Raw genomic sequence first — 21,070 nt, forward strand, 5'->3', positions numbered from 1 at the left:
CTATTTCTCCTCAAGGTGGAACTGCAGCGCCGACTCCTCGAGCCGACGTGCCATGTCCGCAAGGTCCTGTGCCGAGGATGAGATCTCCTCCATACAGGCCGTCTGCTCTTCGGCTGCTGCCGCGGTCTCCTGTGCGCTCGCTGCGTTCTGCTCGACGACCGCCGCGATGTCGTGCATCGCCCGGTCGACTTCGGAGGTCCGCCGCGCCTGTTCCGACGTCGCAGCGGCAATCTCCTGAGCGAGGGCAGCCGTTCGCGACACGGACTCGTTGATCTGACGCAGCGCCTCTCCGCTGCGCTCCACGACCTCTGTTCCCACACGGACCTCTTTCGTGCCGAGTTCCATGTACTTGAGTGCTTTGGCGGTCTCCTGCTGAACGTCCTTGATGAGCTCACCTATCTGCTCGGCGGCCTTGCCCGAGCCTTCGGCAAGCTTCCTGACTTCCTCGGCCACGACCGAGAAGCCGCGTCCGGACTCGCCGGCACGAGCCGCCTCGATCGCGGCGTTGAGCGAGAGGAGGTTCGTCTGGTCGGCGATGGTCGTGATCACGTCGACGATGCTGCCGATCTCCGCCGAACGGTGACCGAGCGTCTCGACCGAGCCCGCAAGCGTCTGGATCGCGTCGCGCACCTCGGCGATCTTCTCGATCGCTTCATGCGTGGCCTGCTCGCCGAGCGCGGCCGCACGCGCCGCCTCGTCGCTCGTCCCGCTCGCCTCCAGGGCACGGCGCGCCACGTCGTCGATGCTGGATGAGATCGACTGCATCGCGGCCGAGGTCTCTTCGACCTTGCGCGACTGCAACTCGGCGCCGTGCGCGATCTGCTGCACGGAGGAGGAGATCTCCATCGAGGACGCGTTGATCTCCTGCGAGGAAGCTGACAGCTGCGTGGCAGCGTTGGTGACCGACTCCGAGGAACGCCGCACCTCGCCCGCGATCTCCGAGAGCGAGCTGATGAGAGCGTTGCACTCGTTCACGAGCAGCCCGATCTCGTCATCGTGCGGGGCGATTGCCCGCACGGTCAGGTCGCCCTGGCCGGCGTCGACCATCACGCCGCCCAGATCGTGCAACGGCTCGAGGATGCGGCGACGGAACGCCCGCCACCAGAGGATCTGGCCGGGAACAGCACAGATGAGCATCGCCATCCCGCCGAAGAGGGCGGTGTAGAGCAGATTGACATGATCGATCCTCAGCACAAACCACGCGAACAGCCCGGTGGCTGTCAGACCGATGGCCACTGCCGGACCGATGGTGGCCCATGTCAGCAGCGTGAACGTCAACGACAGCCCGCGCATCACCTGACTAGGCCGGTTGGCTTGCGGCATCCGGATCCCTCCTCGAACGGTGTCCCCACACCCGATGTATCCGCCCTACGATAGCAAAACGAGCCGTTCACGACAGTCCTAAAGGCTTGCGGTACACACGCTCGCGACCGCTGACCAGTTCGAAACGCTTCGCCAGCGCCGGTGCCAACCGCTCCGAACGACCGAGAACGAGGTAGCCCCCCCGAGTGAGGGCCTCCCAGAACGACTCGATCAGACGTGACTGGTCGCCGTGGTTGAAGTAGATGAACACATTGCGGCAGAACACGACGTCAATCCCGTTTATCGGCGGGTCTTCGAACAGATTCAAGTACTGGAACCTGGTGACCTTCGCAATCTCGGGCTTCATGCGGAAGACTTCGCCGTCAACATCGACATACCGGTGTCGGTCGGAGGTCGGTATCTGGTTCAGCAGCCGCACGGAGTACTCCCCCCGCTTCGCTACGGCGAGGGCCTTGCGATCGATGTCCGTCCCGATCACGGAAAGCATCGCGTCGTTCGACCTCGTCCGGACGATCCCGTCGAGCATGGACATCGCGAGCGAGTAGGGCTCCTCCCCGGTCGCACACCCTGCCGACCACAGTCGCACGAGCCGCTGCTTGCGCGACTTCTTCGTCGCAAGCAGTGACGGCACCACCTGGTCCCGAAACAGCGCGTAGACCGTCGGGTCGCGGAAGAACTGCGTCACGTTGATCGTGAGCGTGTCGAGCAACTTTGCGTACTCCTCAGGATTCCCATCGAGGTACGCCGAGTACTGCTTGTACGTGTGCAGCCCGAGCGCGTTGAGCCGCACCGCGACCCTGCGGGCCACGTAGTTCTCACGGTACTGAGAGAGATCGAGACCACGCTCGGAACGGACCTTATCGAGCAGCCGGCTGAGGTTGCCCCTGTATGCGGGATCCGTTGTCTGCTCGGGCATCCGCCGCGTCGTCTCCTCCCGCGCACTTCACGAAAGACGTTCCCCTGAGTAGAATATGCGGAACTACGCCCACCGAACCCTGGGGGACCGATCATGCACCGTGCGTCACTTCCACTACGTATCATCGCACTCATCGGTGCTATCGCGCTGTTCATTCTTGCGGGCGGCGGCGCGTTCGCCGTTGCCGACGACTACCTGACACGCGAGATCCTCCCCGACGGCGCGACTGTGGCCGGCGTGGAGGTGGCCGGGCTCACGCGCGACGAGGCTCGCGCACTGGTCGAAGCAGAGGTGGCCCAGCCCCTCGCCGAGCCGGTAACGGTCACGTACCGCGACCGCTCCTTCACGCTCGACGCCGGCTCGATGATCTCGGTGGACGTGGACGGCATGGTCGAGACGGCATTCGAGCCCAGGGCCCAGTCTGCGCTCGTCAACCGTGTCGTGGACCGCGCGCTCCAGCGCGAGACCGGCGGCGACGCCGAAGTGGCCCTGTCCCTCGACGACGCCCAGATCGCAGCATGGCTCGACGAGGTCGCCGCATCCGTGGACACGACGCCGCAGGACGCGACCATGACGGTCGAGGCCGACAAGATCGTGCTCGTCCCGTCCCGCACCGCAGAGACTGTGGACCGCACACGTACCACCGAGATGCTGGAAGATGCGCTCACCCAGGGCGTGAAGACCGTCGAACTCTCGGTCACCTACACGGAGCCTGCGGTGACGGAGAGCAGTCTCGGCCCCGCGATCCTGGTCGACCTCTCCGAGCGCAAGCTCTACCTCTACGATAAGGGCGCGCTCGTGAAGGAGTATGGCGTCGCAGTGGGCGCCCCCGGGTTCTCGACACCGCGCGGCAACTTCACGATCGTGCTCAAGCGCTACATGCCCACATGGTCCAACCCGGGTTCGGCGTGGGCCGCAGGCATGCCCGCGTCCATTCCGCCGGGCCCGAGTAACCCCCTCGGAACGCGGGCGCTCAACCTCGACGCGCCGGGCATCCGCATCCACGGCACCAGCAAGGACAGCTCGATCGGCACCGCCGCGTCACACGGGTGCATGCGCATGCACCGGTGGGACATCGAAGACCTCTACGATCGCGTCGAGGTCGGCACGCCGGTCTTCATCGTCCGCTAGCGCCTCCGGGACACGCGGTCCCGCATCTCCACCTCGCCGCCGGGCTCAAGCCCCGAAGCCTTGAGCGCTTCGAGCGCACTCGCGCGCTCGGCGATCGGAACGCGCACGGCGAATCCGCAGAGCGAACCGAGGGCGCGCGGCGTGGGGATGAGCACCACATCGACCTCGGCTGCGATCAGCACTTCCTCGGCACGGATCGCTTCGTGAGTGCCCTCGAAGCCGAAGACGGCGAACGCCTCCCGCTCCGCGCTCATCGGCAGAGTTCCCGCATGGCGGCCACAGCGACGTCCACGTCCTCGTCGGTAAGGTTCCAGCCGACGCTGAAGCGCAGCGCGCCCGAGTCGCTCGTGCCGACGGCCTCGTGCGTCCAGGGCGTGCAGTGCAAACCGGCGCGAACGGCGATCCCCCAGCGACGGTCGAGCGCGAATGCCATCTCGTCGGGAGCGAGCTTCTCGTGGACGACGCTCACCACGGGCACGCGTTCCTCGGCGATCGGCGGTCCGAGCACGGTGACCCCGGGGATGTCGCTCAGGCCGTGGTACAGCCGCCGGGTGAGCTCACGCTCGCGCGATCGGATCTCTACGGCGTTCGCCGCGAGATAGTCGGCAGCGGCACCCAGGCCGGCGGCGGCGATGACGTTGCCCGTCCCCGCCTCGTACCGATCGGGACGGACGCGCGGCTGCTCGATCTCCTCCGAGCGCCCGCCGCTTCCTCCCTGCACCAGCTCCCTGGGATCGAAACCGGGCGCGAGGTACAGCACGCCGATCCCCTGTGGGCCGAGCAGACCCTTGTGGCCCGGCGCGACGTAGGCGTCTGCGCCGAGCACGCCGAGCGCGAGCGGAAGGTGCCCTGCCGCCTGAGCGCCGTCCACCACGACGATCGCGCCGTGCTCGTGCGCGATGTCCACGATGTCGCCGATCGGCTGGATGGCACCGGTCAGGTTGGAGGCATGCTGACAGACGACCATCCGCGTGGGCGCGGCAGCGACAGCGCGTTCGATGTCGTCCAGATCGATCCGACCCTGCGCGTCGACAGGCACTCGCGCTACCTTGACCCCGGATGTTGCGAGAAATGCGAGCGGACGCGCGACCGCGTTGTGCTCCACGGACGACACGACCACCCGGTCGCCCCGCTTGAGCGTTCCTTTGAGCACGAGATTGAGCCCGTACGTGCATCCAGGAACAAAGGCCAGGTCCCGTGGATCGGCGATGCCGATGAAGGCCGCCACCTGCGTCCGGGCGTGCTCCACTGCGCGAGCCGCGGCGAGCGCCAGCGAATGCGCGCTACGGCCGGGATTGCCGCCCGCGACGTCCATCGCGCCCATCATCGCCTCGGCCACCACAGGCGGCTTCGGCCACGACGTGGCGGCATGGTCGAAGTAGCGGATGCGGGGCGTGTCGGTCATCGGTTAGCCGTGCCCCCCGCCGGCAATCATCTCGACCGCGTGCTCGAGTTGATCGGCGACGATGCCGAAGCTCTCGCGCGCACCCTTCTCGCTGCCCGGCAGGTTGACGATGAGCGTGCGGCCCCGCTGCGCCGCGACCGCCCGTGAAAGCATCGCCCGCCTGGTGATGGCGAGGCTCATCGAGCGGATCGCCTCGGCGATACCGGGCACCTCGCGGTCGGCGATCGCGAGCGTCGCCTCCGGGCACTGGTCGCGAGGCGAGAGGCCGGTGCCGCCGGTGGTGAGCACCACGTCGCAGCGGTCCTCGTCGGCCATCCGCACCAGCGCCGAGGAGATGGCGTCGGCGTCGTCCGGGACGATCGCGTAGGCGGCCGTCTCCCAGCCGCGCTCCTCACTCAGCGCGCGCAGCGCCGCGCCCGAGGTGTCGTTCTCCTCGGTTCGCGTGTCCGAGCACGTGAGTACTCCGATCCTGAGCACAGCCATCTTAGGAAGCCGCCTCCACCACGATCTCGTCGCCGACGTTCACCGGGCCACCTTCGACAACGACGGCGAAGATTCCTTCCTTCGGCATGACGCAGTCGCCGGCCTGGTAGTAGATCGCGCACTTGGTGTGACACTCCTTGCCGATCTGGGTGACCTCGAGGAGTGTGGCGCCCACGCGCAGGCGCGTGCCCACGGGCAGCGAGACCAAGTCGATGCCGCTCGTGGTGATGTTCTCGGCAAAATCGCCGGCATCCACGTCCAGTCCCTTGGCCTGCATCTTGGCGATGGACTCCTCGGCCAGAAGGCTTACCTGCCGATGCCAGTCGCCTGCGTGCGCATCGCCGTCGAAGCCGCGATTCTCGATGAGCGTGCCGGCCGCGCCAGGCGTCTTGCGCACCGTCTTCTTCGCGGAGAGGTTGACCGAAGTCACCGTCGCTGCCATTGCTAGTCCTCCTTGGGGGTCTTGCGCGGGACGTCTTGCCGTTCCCAGGTGCCCGAAGCGCCGCCGGTCTTCTCGAGCAGGCGCACCGAGGTGATCTCCATGCCGCGGTCGACCGCCTTGCACATGTCGTAGAGCGCGAGCGCGGCCACCGACGCAGCCGTGAGCGCCTCCATCTCGATACCCGTCTTGCCGTCGGTCTCGACCACGGCGGTGATACGCACCGCGGAATCGCACGGCTCGAGCTCCACGCTTGCGTGCGTGATCGGCAGCGGGTGGCACAGCGGGATCAGATCGCTCGTGCGCTTCGCGGCCTGGATGCCGGCGATGCGCGCCACGGCGAAGACGTCGCCCTTCGGCGCCCGGCCCTCGACGATCATCGCGAGCGTTTCGGGCTGCATGCGGATGAGCGCTTCGGCCACCGCGCGCCGGTGCGTGACCGGCTTGTCGGCCACATCGACCATGTGTGCGGCACCGTGCTCGTCAAGGTGCGTGAGGTGCGAGCCGTCCTTCATGTCAGCCTCCGATCTGCGACATGCGTCGCACCGTGCCGAGCTGCATGTGATGCCCCTCGGGCTTGGCCGCCAGCGCTTGCTGGATGATGTCCCGCACGTCGGCATCCGTCCCCGCGCGCAGGACGCCGCGGACATCGATCTCCTCGTCGGAGAAGAGGCACGTCCGCAGCTTGCCGTCCGCGGTCAGACGTAGCCGGTTGCACTCGCCACAGAAGTGATGCGAGAGCGGCGAGATCACGCCGATCGTGCCGAGCGCCCCGGGGAACTGGTAGTAGCGCGCGGGACCCCAGCCGCCGGGCGCGTCATCGCGCGCCACCGCCGTGAGCTCGCCCAGCCCCGCGGCTGCCCCGTCGGCGGCGATGCGCTCGAGGATCTCATCTGTCGAGACGTGGTCACCCTCGCTCCATCCGTCCGCCTCGGCGCTCGTGCACGAATGCTCGCCCACGTCGCCGACCGGCATGTATTCGATGAAGCGCACGTGCAGCGGACGATCGAAGGTCATGCCCGCGAAGCCGACGAGATTCTGGTCGAGCGAGCGCACGACCACCACGTTCAGCTTGACCGGATCCATACCCACCTCGAACGCCGCTCCGAGCCCGTCGAGCACGTCGGCGAGGTTCCCGCCTCGCGTGACCCGCTTGTAGACCTCGGGGTCGAGGGTGTCGAGAGAGATGTTGATGCGCTTGAGGCCTGCTTCGGCCAGGTCGGCCGCATACCGCCGAAGAAGCGTGGCGTTGGTGGTGAGCGCGATCGCCTCGATCCCGGTGGTCTCGCGCAGGCGGCGCACGTGATCCACGATGCCACGCCGCACGAGCGGCTCGCCGCCGGTGAGGCGGATCTTGCTGATGCCCTCACTTGCAGCGACCGCCGCGAATCGCTCGATCTCCTCGAAGGAGAGGACCTCCTCGTGCCCTTTCCACTCCACGCCGTCGGGCGGCATGCAGTAGACGCACCGCAGGTTGCAGCGGTCTGTGACGCTGATGCGCAGGTAGTCGATCCGTCGGCCGAACGCGTCAGTCGCCATGGGGGCTGCCCTTCAGGAACGTCGCTTCCACCAAGTCGGCCAGCCCCTCGGCATCGTCCAGACCGAAGACCGGCACCTCCCCCAGATCGATCTCATCGTTGTCGGTGACGAGCGCGAACAGCTCGGCCGCTTCGCACACGAGCTCGGTCGAGCGGGCGCGCCGCGATACCTCGATGCGCACGTTGCCCGCGCGGCGGTAGCCCTCCGTGAGCAGGATGTGCACGTCGTTGGCCAGCGCGAGCAACTCATCGAGCGAGGCCTCATGATCCATCGTGCGCACCATGCCGAGCTTCGAAGGCGTGCTCACGAGCGTGACGGCTGCGCCGGCCTTCGCATGGCGCCACGAGTCCTTGCCGGGCACATCGATGTCGAAGTCGTGGACGTGATGCTTGACGCTGCCCACGCGGTAGCCGCGCGCGACGAGCGCGCGGATCAGCCGCTCCATCAAAGTCGTCTTGCCCGAATCGCTCTTGCCGACGACGGAGACGACAGGGATGCCCGCCCCGGAGGTCACGCTAGAAGCACCCGAGGTCGCAGTTGTGGACACGCACGCCGGCTGCGTCGGCAGCGGCGCCCGCGACTTTGTACGGCACTCCCTGGTCCTCGGCGAACTTCCGCAGCACGGGGCAGGTGATCTTGCCGTTCTCGTCCGCCTTGGCCTTGATGGCGTCCTTCATGTCGTCGGTCACCTGACCGGCCCACCTGGGGTCGGCGAACTTCTGGTTCTCGCTGCTCATGCCGTACCTTCTTCCATGTCGAGTCGGATGCACATCACCGACGTGCCGGCGGGGACGAACGACTCCCCCTCCGGCAGCGATATCAGGCAGTTGCCGCGATGCATCGCTGTCAGCAGCGCCGAGGACTGGTTGCCCGAGACTGCGGCCGAGTAGCTCCCGTCGCCGCTTGCGGTGAGTCGTCCGCGCAGGAAGTACCGCCGGTCCGCCTTCTTCTTCACGTCGTGCGTGAGCGTCGCCACCGCACGCGGCCGTGCGAGCGACGTGTAGCCGGCCATCTTGCGGATGGTCGGGCGAACGAACATCTCGAACCCGACCATCGTCGAGGTGGGGTTGCCCGGCAGGCCGAAAAACGGCGTCCCGTCGATCGTGCCGAAGGTCTGCGGCGCGCCCGGGCGCATGGCGACCCGCCAGAAGTCGAGCTCGCCGATCTCCTCGAGAACCTTCTTCACTACGTCGAAGTCGCCCATCGAGACACCGCCGGTGGTGACCATCAGGTCGAACTCGGACGCCCGCGAAAGCAGCGCCCGGGTGTCGTCCTCGTTGTCGCGCGCCACGCCAAGGACGTGCGGCTCCCCGCCTGCCTGAAGCACCTGCGCGGCGAGCGAGTGCGAGTTGGAGTTGCGGATCTTCCCCGGCCCCGGCTTCTCGGTGACCTCCACGAGTTCGTCCCCGGTGGAGACGATGGCGACCCGGGGACGGCGCCGCACCATGAGCTGGTCGTGCCCCACCGATGCCGCCAGCCCGATCGCCGCTGGACCGATAAGCTCGCCGCTCAGGAGAACGGTCTCACCGGCGCGGACCTCCTCGCCGCGGCCCCGGATGTTCTCGCCGGGTTTGGCCGTCGCGAGGATCTCAACCGTCCCGCCGGCACCGCCGGCGTTCTCTCCCACCCGCGTGAGCTCCACCTTCACGACCGCGTCGGCTCCTGTCGGCACAGGAGCACCCGTCATGATGCGTGCGGCCTGCCCCGGACCCACGGACCGTTCTGGCGCCACACCCGCCGGGATGTGCTCGATCACGTCGAGCTTCACCGGGGTGTCGTCGCTCGCGCCTGCGATGTCGGCATAGCGAAGCGCATAGCCGTCCATCGCCGAGTTGTCGAAGGGCGCGACGTCGATGTCCGAGATCACGTCTTCGGCGAGCACGCGTCCAAGGGACTCGAGGAGCGATACCCGCTCCGGCTCGAGAACCGGGATGCGCGACAGAACCTGCGCGGTCGCCTCTTCGACGGTGATCACGAGTGTGCCTCCTCGCTCGGGATGATGCGCTGCGGGTTCGTGTAGACGACCAGTTTTCCGCCGCGGGCGTACCCCACGAGCGTGATAGCGGCGCGCTCGGCGACCTCGGCGGCCAGATCGGTGACCGCCGTGCGTGACGCAACCACCGGGACGCGCGCCTTGGCGGCCTTCACGGCCATCTCGTAGCTGATGCGGCCGGTGGTGAGCAGGAGCCCGTCTTGGGTGGGGGTGCCGTCGAGCCACGCGCGGCCGAACAGCTTGTCGAGCGCATTGTGCCGGCCCACGTCCTCACGCATGAGCACGAGCTCGCCGTTCACGCCGAGACCGCAGGAGTGGACGCCGCCCGTGTCGCGGTACGCCGCCGCCGCACGGGCGAGCTGGCCCATGAGGTCGTAGATCACATCCGGCGACACGGTGGCCGAGGAAACGACGGGCTCCACGCCACGCGCGTGCCCGACCGACGCGAAGGTCACGCCCTTGCCGCACCCGGAGGTCACGTAGCGCTTGCGCTCGGCCACGTCGGCTGGCGCTTCCTCGCGACTGCGTACGTACACGAGTCCGCGCTTGTGGTCGATGTCGACACTCTCGAGCGCGTCGCGATCGGTGAGGAATCCTTCGGAGACCAGGAAGCCGATGCCCAGGTCGTCGAGATCCTCGGGCGTGCTTTGCATCGTGGCGATCTCGTCGTCATTGAGGAAGATCGTGATCGGCCGCTCGGAAGGCATCCCGCGCTGTCGGCGCGCGCCCACCTCGATCACCGAGACGCGCGGAGCGGCTGTGGATACGTCGCTCGCGGCCTCATCGCGCACCTCGAGGAGCTCCTCGGGGGTGTTGACGTTCACAAGACTGCGCAGCCCAGGATCCACCCGGCGCAGGGTGTCGAGCGACACCTCGACGGTCTTGACCTTGGGCAGGATCGCGACCAGCCGGCGCCGACCCGACTCAAGAACGCGCCGCGCCTCCGGCAGGCAGCTTGTGTGGTAGAGCGCGAGCAGCGGCTCGGGGCCCTTCTCGGAGGTGGGAAGCACGACTTGCGCGCCGTCGCGCGCGTCCCACAGCGCGCGAATGACCGAAGGCTCGAGCCACGGCATGTCGGCTGCGAGTGCGAGCACCCACTCGTCCTCCGACCGCGTGAGCGCGGTGACCAGGCCCCCGAGGGGTCCTTGGTAGGCGACCTCGTCGGCGAAGACGGCTACGTTGGCCGGCAGGCCGGCCTCAGCGATGGCCTCGGGGCGGTTCGTCACGACGATCACGTGGGCGCACACCTGCGCGGCGATGTCCGCGACGCGCGCCACCAGCGACTCACCGTCGAACTGCAGCAGCGTCTTATCGACGCCCATCCGCTGCGAGCGGCCGCCCGCCAACACCGCGGCGGTCACCGGTATGTGTGTGGTGTCGTTCACTCAACCTCCATCGCGAGTGCCGGCCCGCGAGCCCGAGCACGAGCGTCGGGCAACTCTCGTATCATACCCCGCCGGGTACGTCGTGGGCAGGTGCCACGCGCACGGCGGTCGCCTTGAACAGGGCGATCGTGTTCGCGCCATGCTCGAGCCCGAGTTCCCGCGAGGATGCGCGAGAAACCGAAGCAGCAAGGCGCAGCCCGTCAGCAATCAGACTCACCCGATCGGTGCTGCCGCGATGTTCGACCGCAGCCACACGCATCACCAGCTGATTGCGTGCCGAAGACGGCGGCAGCGCCGCATCAGCTCCGAAGAGCGTGATGTCTTCGGGACGGATGCCGAGGAGAACGTCGGATCCGGTGGGCAGATCGGTGCGGGCGAACAACACGGCGCCCTCGACCGCGATCTCGGCGATGCCCTCCTCCGTGGCCGCGATGCGCCCACGGAGCGACCCGTCCATCCCGATGAAGTCAGCGACCCACTCGTCTGTGGGAACACCCATCACGTCGTCCACGCTGCCGCTGCGCACCACGTGTCCCTCGTTCACGATGCTCACACGGTCGGCGACCACCATCGCCTCGTCCTGGTCGTGCGTGACGTACAGCGCCGTCACGCCCTCGCCCGCCAGAATCTCCGAGAAGTCACCGACGAGACGTCGCTTGATGAGCGGGTCGAGATACGACAGCGGCTCGTCGAGCAGCAGGATGCGGGGCTCGAGCACGAGCGCCCGCGCGAGAGCCACGCGCTGGGCCTCGCCGCCCGACAGTCTAAGCGCCGAGGACTTCTGCGTGCCGCCCAGCCCCACGCGCTCGAGCGCGGCCGCCACGCGTTCGGTGCGCTCGGCCTTCGAGACGCGGCGCAGCGCAAGGCCGTACTCCACGTTCTGCTCGACCGTACCCTTGAAGAGATACGGGTTCTGGAAGACGGCTGCCATCATCATACGGGCGGGTTTGTCCCCCGCCACGACCTCGCGGCCGTCAAGGAGGATCCTGCCGGACGTTGGCTTCTCCAGAAGTCCCAGAATGCGCAGAAGCGTTGACTTGCCCGAACCCGACGGTCCGAGCACCACGTGCGACTCGCCGTCACAGAGCTCGAAGTGCCCGACGTCGAGCACGGTGCGCTTTCGGTAGCGCATGGTGACGTTCTCCGCGGTGATGATCGGCTGGCCGCCGCAGCGCCGTTGCCTAGCGTTCATAGCGCCCACCCGACTGCTGGACGCGCGTGAAACCGTTCATGATGACGAAAGCGATGCCGATCAGGATGAGTCCGAGACCGAGGGCAAGCCCGAAATGTCCCTGACCGGTCTCCAGTTGGATCGCGGTGGTCATCACGCGCGTCTGTCCCTCGATGTTGCCGCCGACCATGCTGACGGCGCCAACCTCCGAGATGATGCCGCCGAAGCCGGCCGCGATCGCCGCCATCACGCCCCACCGCGCCTCTTTGATGGTGAGCGCCGCCTCGTGAAGTCGGGACGCGCCCAGTGATCGCGCCTGCAGGCGAAGCTCCGCGGGAACAGACCCTACTGCCGCAAGCGTCACGCCGGTCACAATCGGCGTGGAGATGATGACCTGCGCCATCACCATCGCGGGCACCGTGTACAGGATCCGGGGCATGATTCCGCCGGTCAGACTGAGATAGGCATCGTACAGCGGTCCGCTTCGTGAGATGAGCATGTAGACGACGAGCCCTACCACCACCGGTGGCAGCCCCATCCCGGTGTTGACCAGTGCGATGATCAGTCCCCGCCCCGGGAACCGGCGCGAGCCGATCACGTAGCCTGCCGGGATGGCGATCGCCATCGCAAGGAGCAGGGACACGCCAGACACGCGCAGGGAGAGCCCGATGATCTCGAACGTCCCTGCGTCTCCGCCGAAGAGCAGTCCGACCGCCTCGGCGATCGCATTCCAGAAGATCTCCATCTCGCCCCTCAATCACACGCGGGGCGTCGCCGCATGCGGCGACGCCCCGTCGATGAGCGGTTCAACAAACGCCGCTACTGCGCGTTCGGGAAGAAGAGCGGCTCCCCGAACTCCTCCACGCCGTACTCGGCGATGACGGCCTGGCCCTCTTCGCTCGTGATCCAGTCGGCGAAGGCCTGCGCGCCCTCCATGTTGGTGGCGTCGGTGACCGGGATGACACCGTACTGGTTGAACAGGGCCGTGTCGCCCTCGACGAGGATCTCGAGGCCGAGTGAATCCCGCATGTTGTAGTACGTCGCACGGTCGGTGAGCGTGTACCCGCCCATTTCCGAGGCCATCGTGAGGCAGTCACCCATGCCCTTGCCAGCAGAGATGTACCATGCGCCGGCTGGCGTGATGGCGGCCTTGGTCCACAGGGCCTTCTCGGCCGTGTGCGTTCCCGACTCATCACCGCGGGAGATGAACGAGGCGCCGGCGGCGGACAGCTTCGTGAGTGCCTCAGCAGCCGTCGCGGTCCCCTTGAGACCCGCCGGATCGGCAGCGGGACCTACGATGATGAAGTCGTTGTACATGACGTCCTTGCGCTCGGTACCGTAACCGTCGGCCACGAACGTCTCTTCCTTGGCTTTCGCGTGGACGAGCAGAACGTCGGCGTCCTTGTTCTGGCCGAGTTCAAGCGCCTCGCCAGTACCCTTCGCGATCACGTTGACCTTGTACTCCGGATAGGCCTCCTCGAATGCCGGGATCAGCACGTCGAAGAGTCCCGAGTCCTGGGTGGACGTGGTCGAGGCGAGGATGAGGTCGGTGGTTTCGACCGGTTCCTCAACTACCTCTTCTGTCTCTTCCTCGACTGGCTCCTCTTCGGTCGCGCACGCGGCAAGCGAGAACACCAGCGCGAAGGCGAGAAGAACAGCGACGAAGCGCCAGACGGCAGTACCCCTCAAGCGGTCGATCATGTGTGCTCCTTTCCAAGTACGGGAGGCGGACCCGTTTCCGGTCCCACCCTATGGGCCCTACTGCCATAACGGCCGCTCTACCGTGACAGGCCTGCAGGGCTCGGAGGCTATGGCCCGCGCATCGGGCGCGGGTTGCTAGGAGGCAGTGTAACGCAACGCCACAAGGAGCGCGCAAGTCCGAGCGTCAACCGGCACGCGCAGGGCCCGTTCGCTCAGCCCTGCTGGGGCCGCGTGGCCAGCGTTATGAGCCTATGCGCGACGAGGCCAGCCAGAAAGCCGAACGCCATGTTGGTCAACAGCGCCACCAGCACGGTCACCGCCACCACGGCCATGTCCCTGGCCAGCCTCAGGTGGCGGACGAACCTGATGAGCTCGAGTCCCACCATGAACATCATCGCCCCCACGATGGCCTGTGGGAACGCGGCGAACAGCCCCGCGATGGAACCGGCGAAGAAGAGGCCGAGCACGATCTCGATCGTACCCTCGATGAAGTTCGTCCCGGCCGTGCGGGCACCGTAGAAGTACTGCCCCACGAGCCCGCCTGCCCCGTGGCACATGGGCATCCCTCCGAAGACCGGCGAGACGAGATTCATCACGCCGTGGCTGAACGCAAGCTTCCGCGGGCTCACGTGCTCATCAGGCCAGTAGCTCGTGATCAGCGAGGAGGTGGAGATGACCGCGTTCGCCGCAGTGAGCGGCACCTGTGCGAACCCCGCCAGCAGCAGGGTCTCCCATACCTCGGTGGGGGTGAACGTGGCGATGGATGGCAGGCGGAACTGCACGGGAGCCAGCCCGTCGAAGCCGCCCTGCAACAGCATGATGAGGATCCCGCCACCCACGAGCACGATAGCCGCAGGAGCGTACCTGTTCTTGCGCAGCGTGAGCACGATGATGACGCCCGCGATGGCCAGCAGCCACGAGGCGGAGCTCAGCTTGATCGCTTCGGCTGCGAGCAAGACGCCGAGCGTCACCTGGACTCCCATCACGACCGGCTTCGGCGTGACGCGCGCGATCCACGTGATGGCCCCGGTGGCGGCCAGGAGGAGCCACACGATACCCATGCCGAACCCGGAAGCGCTGATCATCGAGGGTGTCCAATGCTGCGCGATCGCCACCACCGCGAGCACCTTCATCGGCTCGATCGGCATCGGCAGGCGGTAGACGAGCCCGGTCGCGATGTTCGCGAGCCCCATCATCACGAGGAAGCCCGCCGGGTCGAGATCGCACACGACGATGTAGCCGATCGCAAGCGGCAGCAGGGTGCCGAAGTCGCCCATCGAACCGGCGAACTCGCCGAGGCTAAGCTTGATGTCCTGCTTCGGCATAGGCGTCGTCTCGCCCGTTCACATCTCCACGCGCAGGTAGTCCGCCAGCGCCGCGCCTGCTCGCACGAGGGTGCGTCGCGGTAGGACGAGAAAGAGCGGACGCGCGACCGGGAAGCCTGCGCCCTTCACCTCGGCGACAGTGCCGAGGTTGAGCGCCTGGTGCGCCACCTGGAGACTCACGATGCCGAGACCCATGCCGCCTTCGACCGCGCTCACGATCGCCTCGTTCGTGCCGAGCTCCATGACGACATCGAGATCCGCGGGGTCTACGCCGCCGCGGCGGATGACTTCCTCGACGGCCATACGGGTGCCCGAACCCTGCTCGCGGACGATGAAGAGTTCACCGGTGATCTCGCTGAACGAGATCGGGCTGTGCGCTGCGAGCGGATGGTCGGGGGGGCAGATCAGCGTGAGGTCATCGGAGCCCAGCCGCTCGTAGACGACCCGGGCGCCGTGAACCTCGGCGCCGGTCATCCCCAGGTCGGCCTCGCCGCTCTCCACGTGCGCGACCACATCGGTGCTGTCGTAGACGCGGAGCGTGACGCCCACTTCGGGATAGAGCTTCAGGAAGCCGCCCAGCAGGCGCGGCAACAGGTACTGTCCAGGCGTCGTGCTCGCGGCCACCGTGAGCCGACCGCTGACCGTGCTCGACACGGCGTCGATCGCGCTACGGGCGTCGTCGAGCTCGGCGAGGACCTTGCGCGCGTGAGGCAGCAGCGCGTGGCCGGCCTCGGTGAGCGCTACCTTGCGATACCCGCGATCGAGCAGGGTCGCGTCGATGTCCGCCTCGAGCGCTTGGACCTGCATCGTCACGGCCGGCTGCGAGATGCCGAGCATGCGGGCGGCCTCGGAGAAGGAGCCGTGATCCACCACCGCGACGAAGGTCCTGAGCTGGCTGACGTTCACACGCGCCTCCCGCCGTATAAGCACCCGTGATATGCATGCTAGCGCAGTGACCGGTGTTTGCCACCGTCCGGCTTGTGGCACACTCCACTAAGTGAGAAGCGTTCTCACCTTGAAGGGTGGCGCGGAACAGTGCCGAATCGGATGGCGGACAGCACGAGCGCACGAGCGCGAGGCGCGACGCCATCGGCGCGCCCGGACCTCCGTTCGCTGTACGGCACCGCCCGCATGAGCCCGCAACGGGCGCTCATCGCCGAAGCGGTCAGCGCGCTCCCCGGAGCCTTCACCGCGGAGGAACTGCACTGCTCCGTGGGGCGCACGGCCCCCGGTGTGGGACTCGCGACCGTCTACCGCGCGCTGGCCGCCATGCAGGCAGCGGGCTCCATCACCTCGGTCGGCGAGCGCGGCGGCTCGGCGCTTCTGGCTCACTGCGCCCGGAACGACCATCACCACCATCTCGTGTGCACCGAGTGCGGCGCCGTCGTGGCAATAGACTGCCCGCTCAGCGCGGAGGCGCTCGCGTCGGCCGAGCACGCCGGCCACCTCGTCACCCGGCACGAGATCACGCTCTACGGGCTCTGCGCGCACTGCCGGACCCGGCGGGAGGACCGTTAGATGTCGCACATCCACATCCCGGACGGCGTGCTCCCCTGGTGGCTGTGGCTCGGCGGCTGGGCGCTCGCATTCGGCCTGCTCGCGGTCGCATCCCGCCGGGCAAAGCAAGCCGAGTCACGCCGGGCGGTGCCGCTCATCGGGGCCGTCTCCGCGCTCGTGCTCGTTTCGATGGGGAGCGAGATCGTCCCGCTTGCCTACCACATCAACCTCACCGTGATCGCCGGTGTACTGCTCGGCCCGTGGCTCGGCGCGATATCGGCGTTCATCGTCGTGCTCGTACTGGCGCTGATGGGGCACGGCGGCATCACGGTGGTCGGGCTCAACACGCTCGTGATCGCGACCGAGATGGCGCTGGGCTGGGCGCTTGTGCGCGGCGGGGCACGCCTGCTCGGGCCGACGCGCATCAGGCCGCTCGCCGCCGTGGCGACCGTACTGACCCTCGCGATCACCACCACGATGCTCGTCGGCATCGTGGCGCTCGCCGGCACCGGGGCGACCGCGCGCGAGACCGGAGCGCTCGATGCCGAGACGCTCGAGTTTCGGAACCCGTTCTCCGATGGCGTCATCGCCGTCGGCCTGCTCGGCGAGCACCACGGAGAGACCGAGGATGAGCACGCCGAACATGCGGGTGAAGGCGGGCTCTCGGTGGCACGCTTCGCGGCGATCGTGTACACCCTCGGGCCGATCGGGTGGCTGCTCGAGGCGTTGGTGACCGCAGGCATCCTCGGCTACGTGGCGCGGGTGCGCCCCTCGCTCGTGTTCGGCGAGCCGACCGCCGAAGACCACCACCCCCACTACGGCGACGAACACGGGAGGCACTAGTGGACATCACTGCTGTCGACCGCTCGGCCGTGCTCGGCGACACGCTACTCCACCGCGCCGCACCCGCGAGCAAGCTCATCGCCGCCGGCCTGCTGCTCGGCGCTGTTGTGAGCGTGAATGACCCGCTCGTCGCGGCCGGGCTTGCGCTCTCGCTCACCGGTGCGGCGGCGGCCGTGCGCCTTCCGCTCCGGCAGATGCTGCCGCTGGCGCTCTACCCGACGCTCTTCGCGCTGGTCTTCGCCTTCGCAGCAGCCCCCGGACCGGTGACCGGCGCGCTCTTCGTCCTCAAGGCGGTGACCGCCGCGCTCGCAGTGGTGACGCTCATGTTCTCGACCCCCTACCCGCAGGTCTTCGCGCCCATCCAGCGCATCACGCCGACGATCGTCGGCGACGCCCTGCTGATGACGTACCGATCTCTGTTCATCCTCGCCGAGAAGTTCGGCGACCTGCTGCGCGCCGTGCGTCTGCGCTCGGGCATCTCGGCGCGCCAGCCGGTGAGAGCGGCGCGCGCGACCGTCCGCGCACTCGGCGGACTGCTGCTTTACTCCTTCGACCTCTCGCAGCGCGAATACGACATCTTGCGTCTGCGCGGCTACGAGGGCGGGCTGCGCGTGAGCACCCGCCGCAGCGTCGAACCTGCGGCCGACGTCGCAGCCGTGGCGTACGCCGCGATCGTGCTCGCCGTGGTGCTCGTCTTCCGCACCTTCCCCAACAACCTCGGCGGCTACTCATGGCTCGTGACCGCGGCGGGCACACTCGACCTCGCACTCGGCTTGCTGATCGGACGGAGACGCGCATGAAGGGGCACATTCACGACCACGGACCGCTTGCAGGGGCCGAGGAGATCGTCCGGATCTCGTGCATCCGCCACACCTACGAGGACGGCACCTCGGTGCATCTGTGCGGCCTCGACTTCCTCGCGCACACCGGCGCGCGCGTGGCCGTACTCGGCCCGAACGGCTCGGGCAAGACCACGATGCTCTTCCACATCCTCGGCCTGCTGAAGAGCCAGGAGGGCGAGGTGCGGGTGTTCGGCATGTCCCCCGCCGACGAGTGGACGAGCATCCGCCGACGCATCGGCGTGGTGCTGCAGAACGTGGACGAGCAGTTGCTCGCTCCCACCGTGATCGACGACGTGGCGTTCTCGCCGCGCCAGTACGGGCTGCCTGAAGGCGAGGCGCTCGACCGGGCGCACGTGGCGCTCGGCCTGCTCGGCATCGAGCATCTTGCCGACCGGGTACCGCACAACCTCTCCGGCGGCGAGAAGCGCAAGGTCGCGCTTGCGGGCGCGCTCGTGATGGACCCCGAGCTGCTCGTGCTCGACGAGCCCTTCGAGGGACTCGACCCGGCCTCGCGCAGCGCGCTGCAGGATCTCATGAGCATGCTCGCGCGGGAGCGCGGGATGACCATCATCATGTCGACGCACGACATCGACTCGGTGCCGGAGTTCGCCGACTACGCCTACGTGCTCGCCCCCGGCGGCGCCATAGCGCTCTCGGGTACGCCCGAGGAGCTGTTCGCGAACGCCGACACACTCGCCGAGGGCAACATCGAGCCGCCGATCCTGGCCGAGCTCTTCGCGCGACTGCGGGAGCGCGACGCCACCGCGCCGCCGCTTGCGCTCTCGGTGGCCGAGGCCGTGGACGCGCTTGCCGAGTGGAAAGGCTGCAGCGCCTAGTCGGTCGCCGGCTCGGCGGCCTCGGGCTCAGCTTGTTCGACAGCAGGCGCTTGTTCGGCCAGCGGCGCCGGCGCGACCTTCGGAACCGGCGTGTCGAACAGGATCGCCACCGACGGCCGCATCATGACGAGGTAGGTGAAGATCGCCAGCACCACTCCGAACGGCCACGACACCGTGGCGCCGAGTGCTGCGGCGACGAGGATCGCGATCCGGTGAGTGCGGCGCCGCATCCAGATGCCGGCGAGTATCTTGAGCACGCCGCCGCCGGCGAACCACACAATGAACCCGAGCCCGATCGCCATGAAGAACCAGCCCATGAACACCGGCGGTGCATCGGGGGCCGACTCGTCCCAGGGCACGAACGCCATCATGGCGCCCATCCCCACGTAGATCAGGCCGTAGAGCGAGATGAAGATGTCGAGACCCGCGAGCACCCAGAAGAAGATGGGCAACAGACGCAGATGCTCGGTATCGAGGATCTCCTGACGCTCCTGCTCGGTGACCATGCGTCCTCCGCCCCAGTCGTCCGGCGCGCCGCGAACCGCCTCAGCCCTCAACCGGGAAGATGGCGGTGATGCCCTCGCGCGCCACCACGATGAACGGCGGCGAGGCGACGAGACGATCGTCTTCCACCCGATAGATCGACGCCTCGGTTACGGCGTAGAAGTCCTTGTTCTTGCTGTTGAGCGAGTCCGAGAGGCGGGCCCCCTCGAGGATGTGCATGTCGCCCTCGATGCGATGGTCCTTGGTGATGATCATGACGCGGATGGTGTCTTTCTTGGTGATCGCCATGCAGTTGCCTCCCCGGTGTCAGCGTGCCTCACTGCTCTTGTACCCTCGCACTACCGTACTGACTCCCCCGTGACCTCGGTCAATCGGAATTCCACGATGCGCCTTACGAGCTCTGTGGGCAACGGCTGGTCGAGTGGGAACCGCACGGAGCCCTTGCCGGTCTTGTACGGCTTGAGGTCCTCCTTGAACGCCTCCATGCCGCTCGGCGCAGGATAGAGGCCGACGTGCTTCTCGTAGCCTGCGAAGTGCACAAGGTGCTTGCCGCCGAGGTCGAACGTCGGGATCGCGTAGCTGATGGTCTCGACAGCATCCGGCGCCAGCGCGTGGATGAGCGCACGCATCTCCTCGAGAACCGCTTGTACATCGGGTGGGAACTCCGCGATGTACTCGTCGATCGTGGTGGCCGAAGAACGGTTTGTCATCAGCGACACCAGCCTTTCCGTGGATGCGGCGCCAGGCAGCCGGACGTCATCGCCCGACGCTGCCCCAGAGCGCGAACACGATTCGGGCACGTCCGTTCACCACAAGGTACATCGTCGCAGAACGTCCGTCCGCAGCTTCCACCAGATCGGCGGCCGTCCAACCCGCCTGCACGTCGCGCCCGATCGTGCCCGCTTCGATCGCTGCGAGGAGTTGCTTGAAGTTCACACCGCCGCCCGGAACCAGCCCGCCTTCCACGAACTCCACCTCGCCCGCCCCGGCGAAGAGCACCTTCTGGTGGGTGAGCTGCTGATCGAACGGGTCAGCCGATTGCGGGAGCGCGTAGAGAAGCCAGCCGGCATCAGCATCGGCGATCCGCCCGATCGGGGCAGCATCCCCCGCGTACGCGCTGATCGGCTGCCCTGGCGCCGTCTCCTGCGGACGCACGAATCGCAGCCCTGCGAAGCGGTTGCCCTCGGCGACCAGACGCGTAGCCGGGAACCCGGACTCGACCACTTGCTCGAGGGCGAACGTGAGGAATGCGTAGCCCTCGCGCAGAAGGTAGTAGCGGGCCGAACAGGCGAACCACTCGGCGTAGTTCGACTCGGTGGGGATCATGCCGTGCTCCTGTGCCGAAGTCGGCCATTCACTTCGTAACCTCTACCCCGCGGGTCGGACGCGATCGGTTGAACGCGGTGTCCCCTACGGACCGGTGCCGCTCTCCGTGACCATCCACGGCAACAGCGGATGCGCGCGCTCGACGCTCACGAAGCGGATCTGTTTGCCGGCGCCGGCAGCCTTGCCCGGCCACGGATCGCCGTACTCCACGACGTACCACGCCTCAGCCGAAGTGCGCTGCATCGCCGAAGCGGTGTTCTCCTCAACCGTGAGTCCCGTCCGCCACGGTCGCCAGGTTGCCGCGTACGTCGCTGTTGCCGGTCCGAAATAGCCCGCCCACAGCGGCGCCGCGAGCACCAGCACCACAGCGATGACGACGAGCACCGCCAGCCAGCGCCTCCGATCGGACAT

General features: G+C 67.6%; 27 protein-coding genes and 1 riboswitch. Of the genes, 5 read left to right on the forward strand and 22 right to left on the reverse strand.

Annotated elements, in window-relative coordinates:
- On the reverse strand, positions 1–1,323 hold the full coding sequence (locus tag Q7W51_07585) for a methyl-accepting chemotaxis protein (GenBank protein ID MDO8848227.1): 1,323 nt from the start codon (positions 1,321–1,323) through the stop codon (positions 1–3).
- 67 nt (positions 1,324–1,390) lie between these two features.
- Positions 1,391–2,239 carry a protein-glutamate O-methyltransferase CheR gene (locus Q7W51_07590; GenBank protein MDO8848228.1) on the reverse strand — a complete coding sequence of 283 codons (849 nt, stop codon included), beginning with the start codon at positions 2,237–2,239 and terminating at the stop codon, positions 1,391–1,393.
- A 93-nt stretch (positions 2,240–2,332) separates the two neighbouring features.
- Between Q7W51_07590 and Q7W51_07595 the strand changes: the two genes are divergently transcribed.
- Positions 2,333–3,370, forward strand: a complete 1,038-nt coding sequence (locus Q7W51_07595) for a L,D-transpeptidase/peptidoglycan binding protein (GenBank protein MDO8848229.1) — start codon at positions 2,333–2,335, stop codon at positions 3,368–3,370.
- Here the strand turns inward: Q7W51_07595 and Q7W51_07600 are convergent.
- From Q7W51_07600 to Q7W51_07670, 15 genes are all read right to left on the reverse strand, one after another.
- Complete coding sequence (locus Q7W51_07600; GenBank protein ID MDO8848230.1) at positions 3,367–3,624, reverse strand: DUF3343 domain-containing protein; 258 nt, start codon at positions 3,622–3,624, stop codon at positions 3,367–3,369. The genes Q7W51_07595 and Q7W51_07600 overlap by 4 nt on opposite strands.
- A complete protein-coding gene (locus tag Q7W51_07605) occupies positions 3,621–4,775 on the reverse strand; it encodes an aminotransferase class V-fold PLP-dependent enzyme (GenBank protein MDO8848231.1) in 1,155 nt (384 codons plus the stop codon). The genes Q7W51_07600 and Q7W51_07605 overlap by 4 nt, the downstream gene beginning before the upstream one ends.
- A gap of 3 nt (positions 4,776–4,778) precedes the next feature.
- Positions 4,779–5,258, reverse strand: coding sequence for a MogA/MoaB family molybdenum cofactor biosynthesis protein (locus Q7W51_07610; GenBank protein MDO8848232.1), 480 nt, complete (start codon positions 5,256–5,258; stop codon positions 4,779–4,781).
- 1 nt (position 5,259) lies between these two features.
- Positions 5,260–5,700, reverse strand: coding sequence for an MOSC domain-containing protein (locus tag Q7W51_07615; protein ID MDO8848233.1), 441 nt, complete (start codon positions 5,698–5,700; stop codon positions 5,260–5,262).
- A 2-nt stretch (positions 5,701–5,702) separates the two neighbouring features.
- Positions 5,703–6,212, reverse strand: a complete 510-nt coding sequence (gene moaC, locus Q7W51_07620; protein MDO8848234.1) for a cyclic pyranopterin monophosphate synthase MoaC — start codon at positions 6,210–6,212, stop codon at positions 5,703–5,705.
- Position 6,213: 1 nt separating this feature from the next.
- Positions 6,214–7,236: a GTP 3',8-cyclase MoaA gene (moaA, locus tag Q7W51_07625; GenBank protein ID MDO8848235.1), complete on the reverse strand. Its 1,023-nt coding sequence runs from the start codon at positions 7,234–7,236 to the stop codon at positions 6,214–6,216.
- The gene (gene mobB / locus Q7W51_07630) at positions 7,226–7,750 is read right to left on the reverse strand and encodes a molybdopterin-guanine dinucleotide biosynthesis protein B (protein MDO8848236.1); all 525 of its coding nucleotides are present in this window, start codon (positions 7,748–7,750) and stop codon (positions 7,226–7,228) included. Before mobB ends, moaA begins: the two co-directional genes overlap by 11 nt.
- A 1-nt stretch (position 7,751) precedes the next feature.
- Positions 7,752–7,973, reverse strand: coding sequence for a hypothetical protein (locus Q7W51_07635; protein MDO8848237.1), 222 nt, complete (start codon positions 7,971–7,973; stop codon positions 7,752–7,754).
- Positions 7,970–9,211 (reverse strand): molybdopterin molybdotransferase MoeA, encoded by a 1,242-nt coding sequence (locus Q7W51_07640; GenBank protein MDO8848238.1) that lies wholly within the window; start codon positions 9,209–9,211, stop codon positions 7,970–7,972. Before Q7W51_07640 ends, Q7W51_07635 begins: the two co-directional genes overlap by 4 nt.
- Positions 9,208–10,614 carry a formate dehydrogenase accessory sulfurtransferase FdhD gene (fdhD, locus tag Q7W51_07645; protein MDO8848239.1) on the reverse strand — a complete coding sequence of 469 codons (1,407 nt, stop codon included), beginning with the start codon at positions 10,612–10,614 and terminating at the stop codon, positions 9,208–9,210. Before fdhD ends, Q7W51_07640 begins: the two co-directional genes overlap by 4 nt.
- A 61-nt stretch (positions 10,615–10,675) precedes the next feature.
- Positions 10,676–11,806, reverse strand: coding sequence for an ABC transporter ATP-binding protein (locus Q7W51_07650; protein ID MDO8848240.1), 1,131 nt, complete (start codon positions 11,804–11,806; stop codon positions 10,676–10,678).
- The gene (locus Q7W51_07655; GenBank protein MDO8848241.1) at positions 11,796–12,530 is read right to left on the reverse strand and encodes an ABC transporter permease; all 735 of its coding nucleotides are present in this window, start codon (positions 12,528–12,530) and stop codon (positions 11,796–11,798) included. Before Q7W51_07655 ends, Q7W51_07650 begins: the two co-directional genes overlap by 11 nt.
- Before the next feature lie 74 nt (positions 12,531–12,604).
- Positions 12,605–13,486 (reverse strand): extracellular solute-binding protein, encoded by an 882-nt coding sequence (locus Q7W51_07660; protein MDO8848242.1) that lies wholly within the window; start codon positions 13,484–13,486, stop codon positions 12,605–12,607.
- Positions 13,475–13,604, reverse strand: a riboswitch (molybdenum cofactor riboswitch). Its footprint overlaps the gene before it by 12 nt.
- A gap of 94 nt (positions 13,605–13,698) precedes the next feature.
- Positions 13,699–14,811 carry a putative sulfate/molybdate transporter gene (locus Q7W51_07665; protein MDO8848243.1) on the reverse strand — a complete coding sequence of 371 codons (1,113 nt, stop codon included), beginning with the start codon at positions 14,809–14,811 and terminating at the stop codon, positions 13,699–13,701.
- An 18-nt stretch (positions 14,812–14,829) separates the two neighbouring features.
- Positions 14,830–15,717 (reverse strand): selenium metabolism-associated LysR family transcriptional regulator, encoded by an 888-nt coding sequence (locus Q7W51_07670; protein ID MDO8848244.1) that lies wholly within the window; start codon positions 15,715–15,717, stop codon positions 14,830–14,832.
- Between the two features lie 225 nt (positions 15,718–15,942).
- Here Q7W51_07670 and Q7W51_07675 point away from each other — a divergent pair, with 225 nt between their 5' ends.
- Genes Q7W51_07675 through Q7W51_07690 form a run of 4 tightly spaced genes read left to right on the forward strand, consistent with a single transcriptional unit; the run spans position 15,943 to position 18,829 of the window.
- Positions 15,943–16,329, forward strand: coding sequence for a transcriptional repressor (locus Q7W51_07675; protein ID MDO8848245.1), 387 nt, complete (start codon positions 15,943–15,945; stop codon positions 16,327–16,329).
- On the forward strand, positions 16,330–17,151 hold the full coding sequence (locus Q7W51_07680) for an energy-coupling factor ABC transporter permease (GenBank protein ID MDO8848246.1): 822 nt from the start codon (positions 16,330–16,332) through the stop codon (positions 17,149–17,151).
- A complete protein-coding gene (locus Q7W51_07685) occupies positions 17,151–17,951 on the forward strand; it encodes an energy-coupling factor transporter transmembrane component T (GenBank protein ID MDO8848247.1) in 801 nt (266 codons plus the stop codon). Before Q7W51_07680 ends, Q7W51_07685 begins: the two co-directional genes overlap by 1 nt.
- Positions 17,948–18,829 (forward strand): ATP-binding cassette domain-containing protein, encoded by an 882-nt coding sequence (locus Q7W51_07690; GenBank protein ID MDO8848248.1) that lies wholly within the window; start codon positions 17,948–17,950, stop codon positions 18,827–18,829. Before Q7W51_07685 ends, Q7W51_07690 begins: the two co-directional genes overlap by 4 nt.
- Here the strand turns inward: Q7W51_07690 and Q7W51_07695 are convergent.
- The 5 genes from Q7W51_07695 to Q7W51_07715 all read right to left on the reverse strand — a co-directional run bounded on the left by Q7W51_07695 (position 18,826) and on the right by Q7W51_07715 (position 21,070).
- Entirely contained in the window at positions 18,826–19,335 is a 510-nt protein-coding gene (locus Q7W51_07695) for a hypothetical protein (GenBank protein ID MDO8848249.1), read from the reverse strand. The two genes, Q7W51_07690 and Q7W51_07695, sit on opposite strands and share 4 nt — an antisense overlap.
- 40 nt (positions 19,336–19,375) lie before the next feature.
- The gene (locus Q7W51_07700; protein MDO8848250.1) at positions 19,376–19,621 is read right to left on the reverse strand and encodes a hypothetical protein; all 246 of its coding nucleotides are present in this window, start codon (positions 19,619–19,621) and stop codon (positions 19,376–19,378) included.
- A 50-nt stretch (positions 19,622–19,671) separates the two neighbouring features.
- Complete coding sequence (locus tag Q7W51_07705; GenBank protein ID MDO8848251.1) at positions 19,672–20,043, reverse strand: DUF1801 domain-containing protein; 372 nt, start codon at positions 20,041–20,043, stop codon at positions 19,672–19,674.
- 46 nt (positions 20,044–20,089) lie between these two features.
- Positions 20,090–20,659, reverse strand: a complete 570-nt coding sequence (locus Q7W51_07710) for a hypothetical protein (protein MDO8848252.1) — start codon at positions 20,657–20,659, stop codon at positions 20,090–20,092.
- A gap of 84 nt (positions 20,660–20,743) precedes the next feature.
- Complete coding sequence (locus Q7W51_07715; GenBank protein ID MDO8848253.1) at positions 20,744–21,070, reverse strand: hypothetical protein; 327 nt, start codon at positions 21,068–21,070, stop codon at positions 20,744–20,746.

It is taken from the genome of Coriobacteriia bacterium (assembly GCA_030652115.1).
Classification (GTDB): Bacteria; Actinomycetota; Coriobacteriia; order Anaerosomatales; family Anaerosomataceae; genus UBA6100.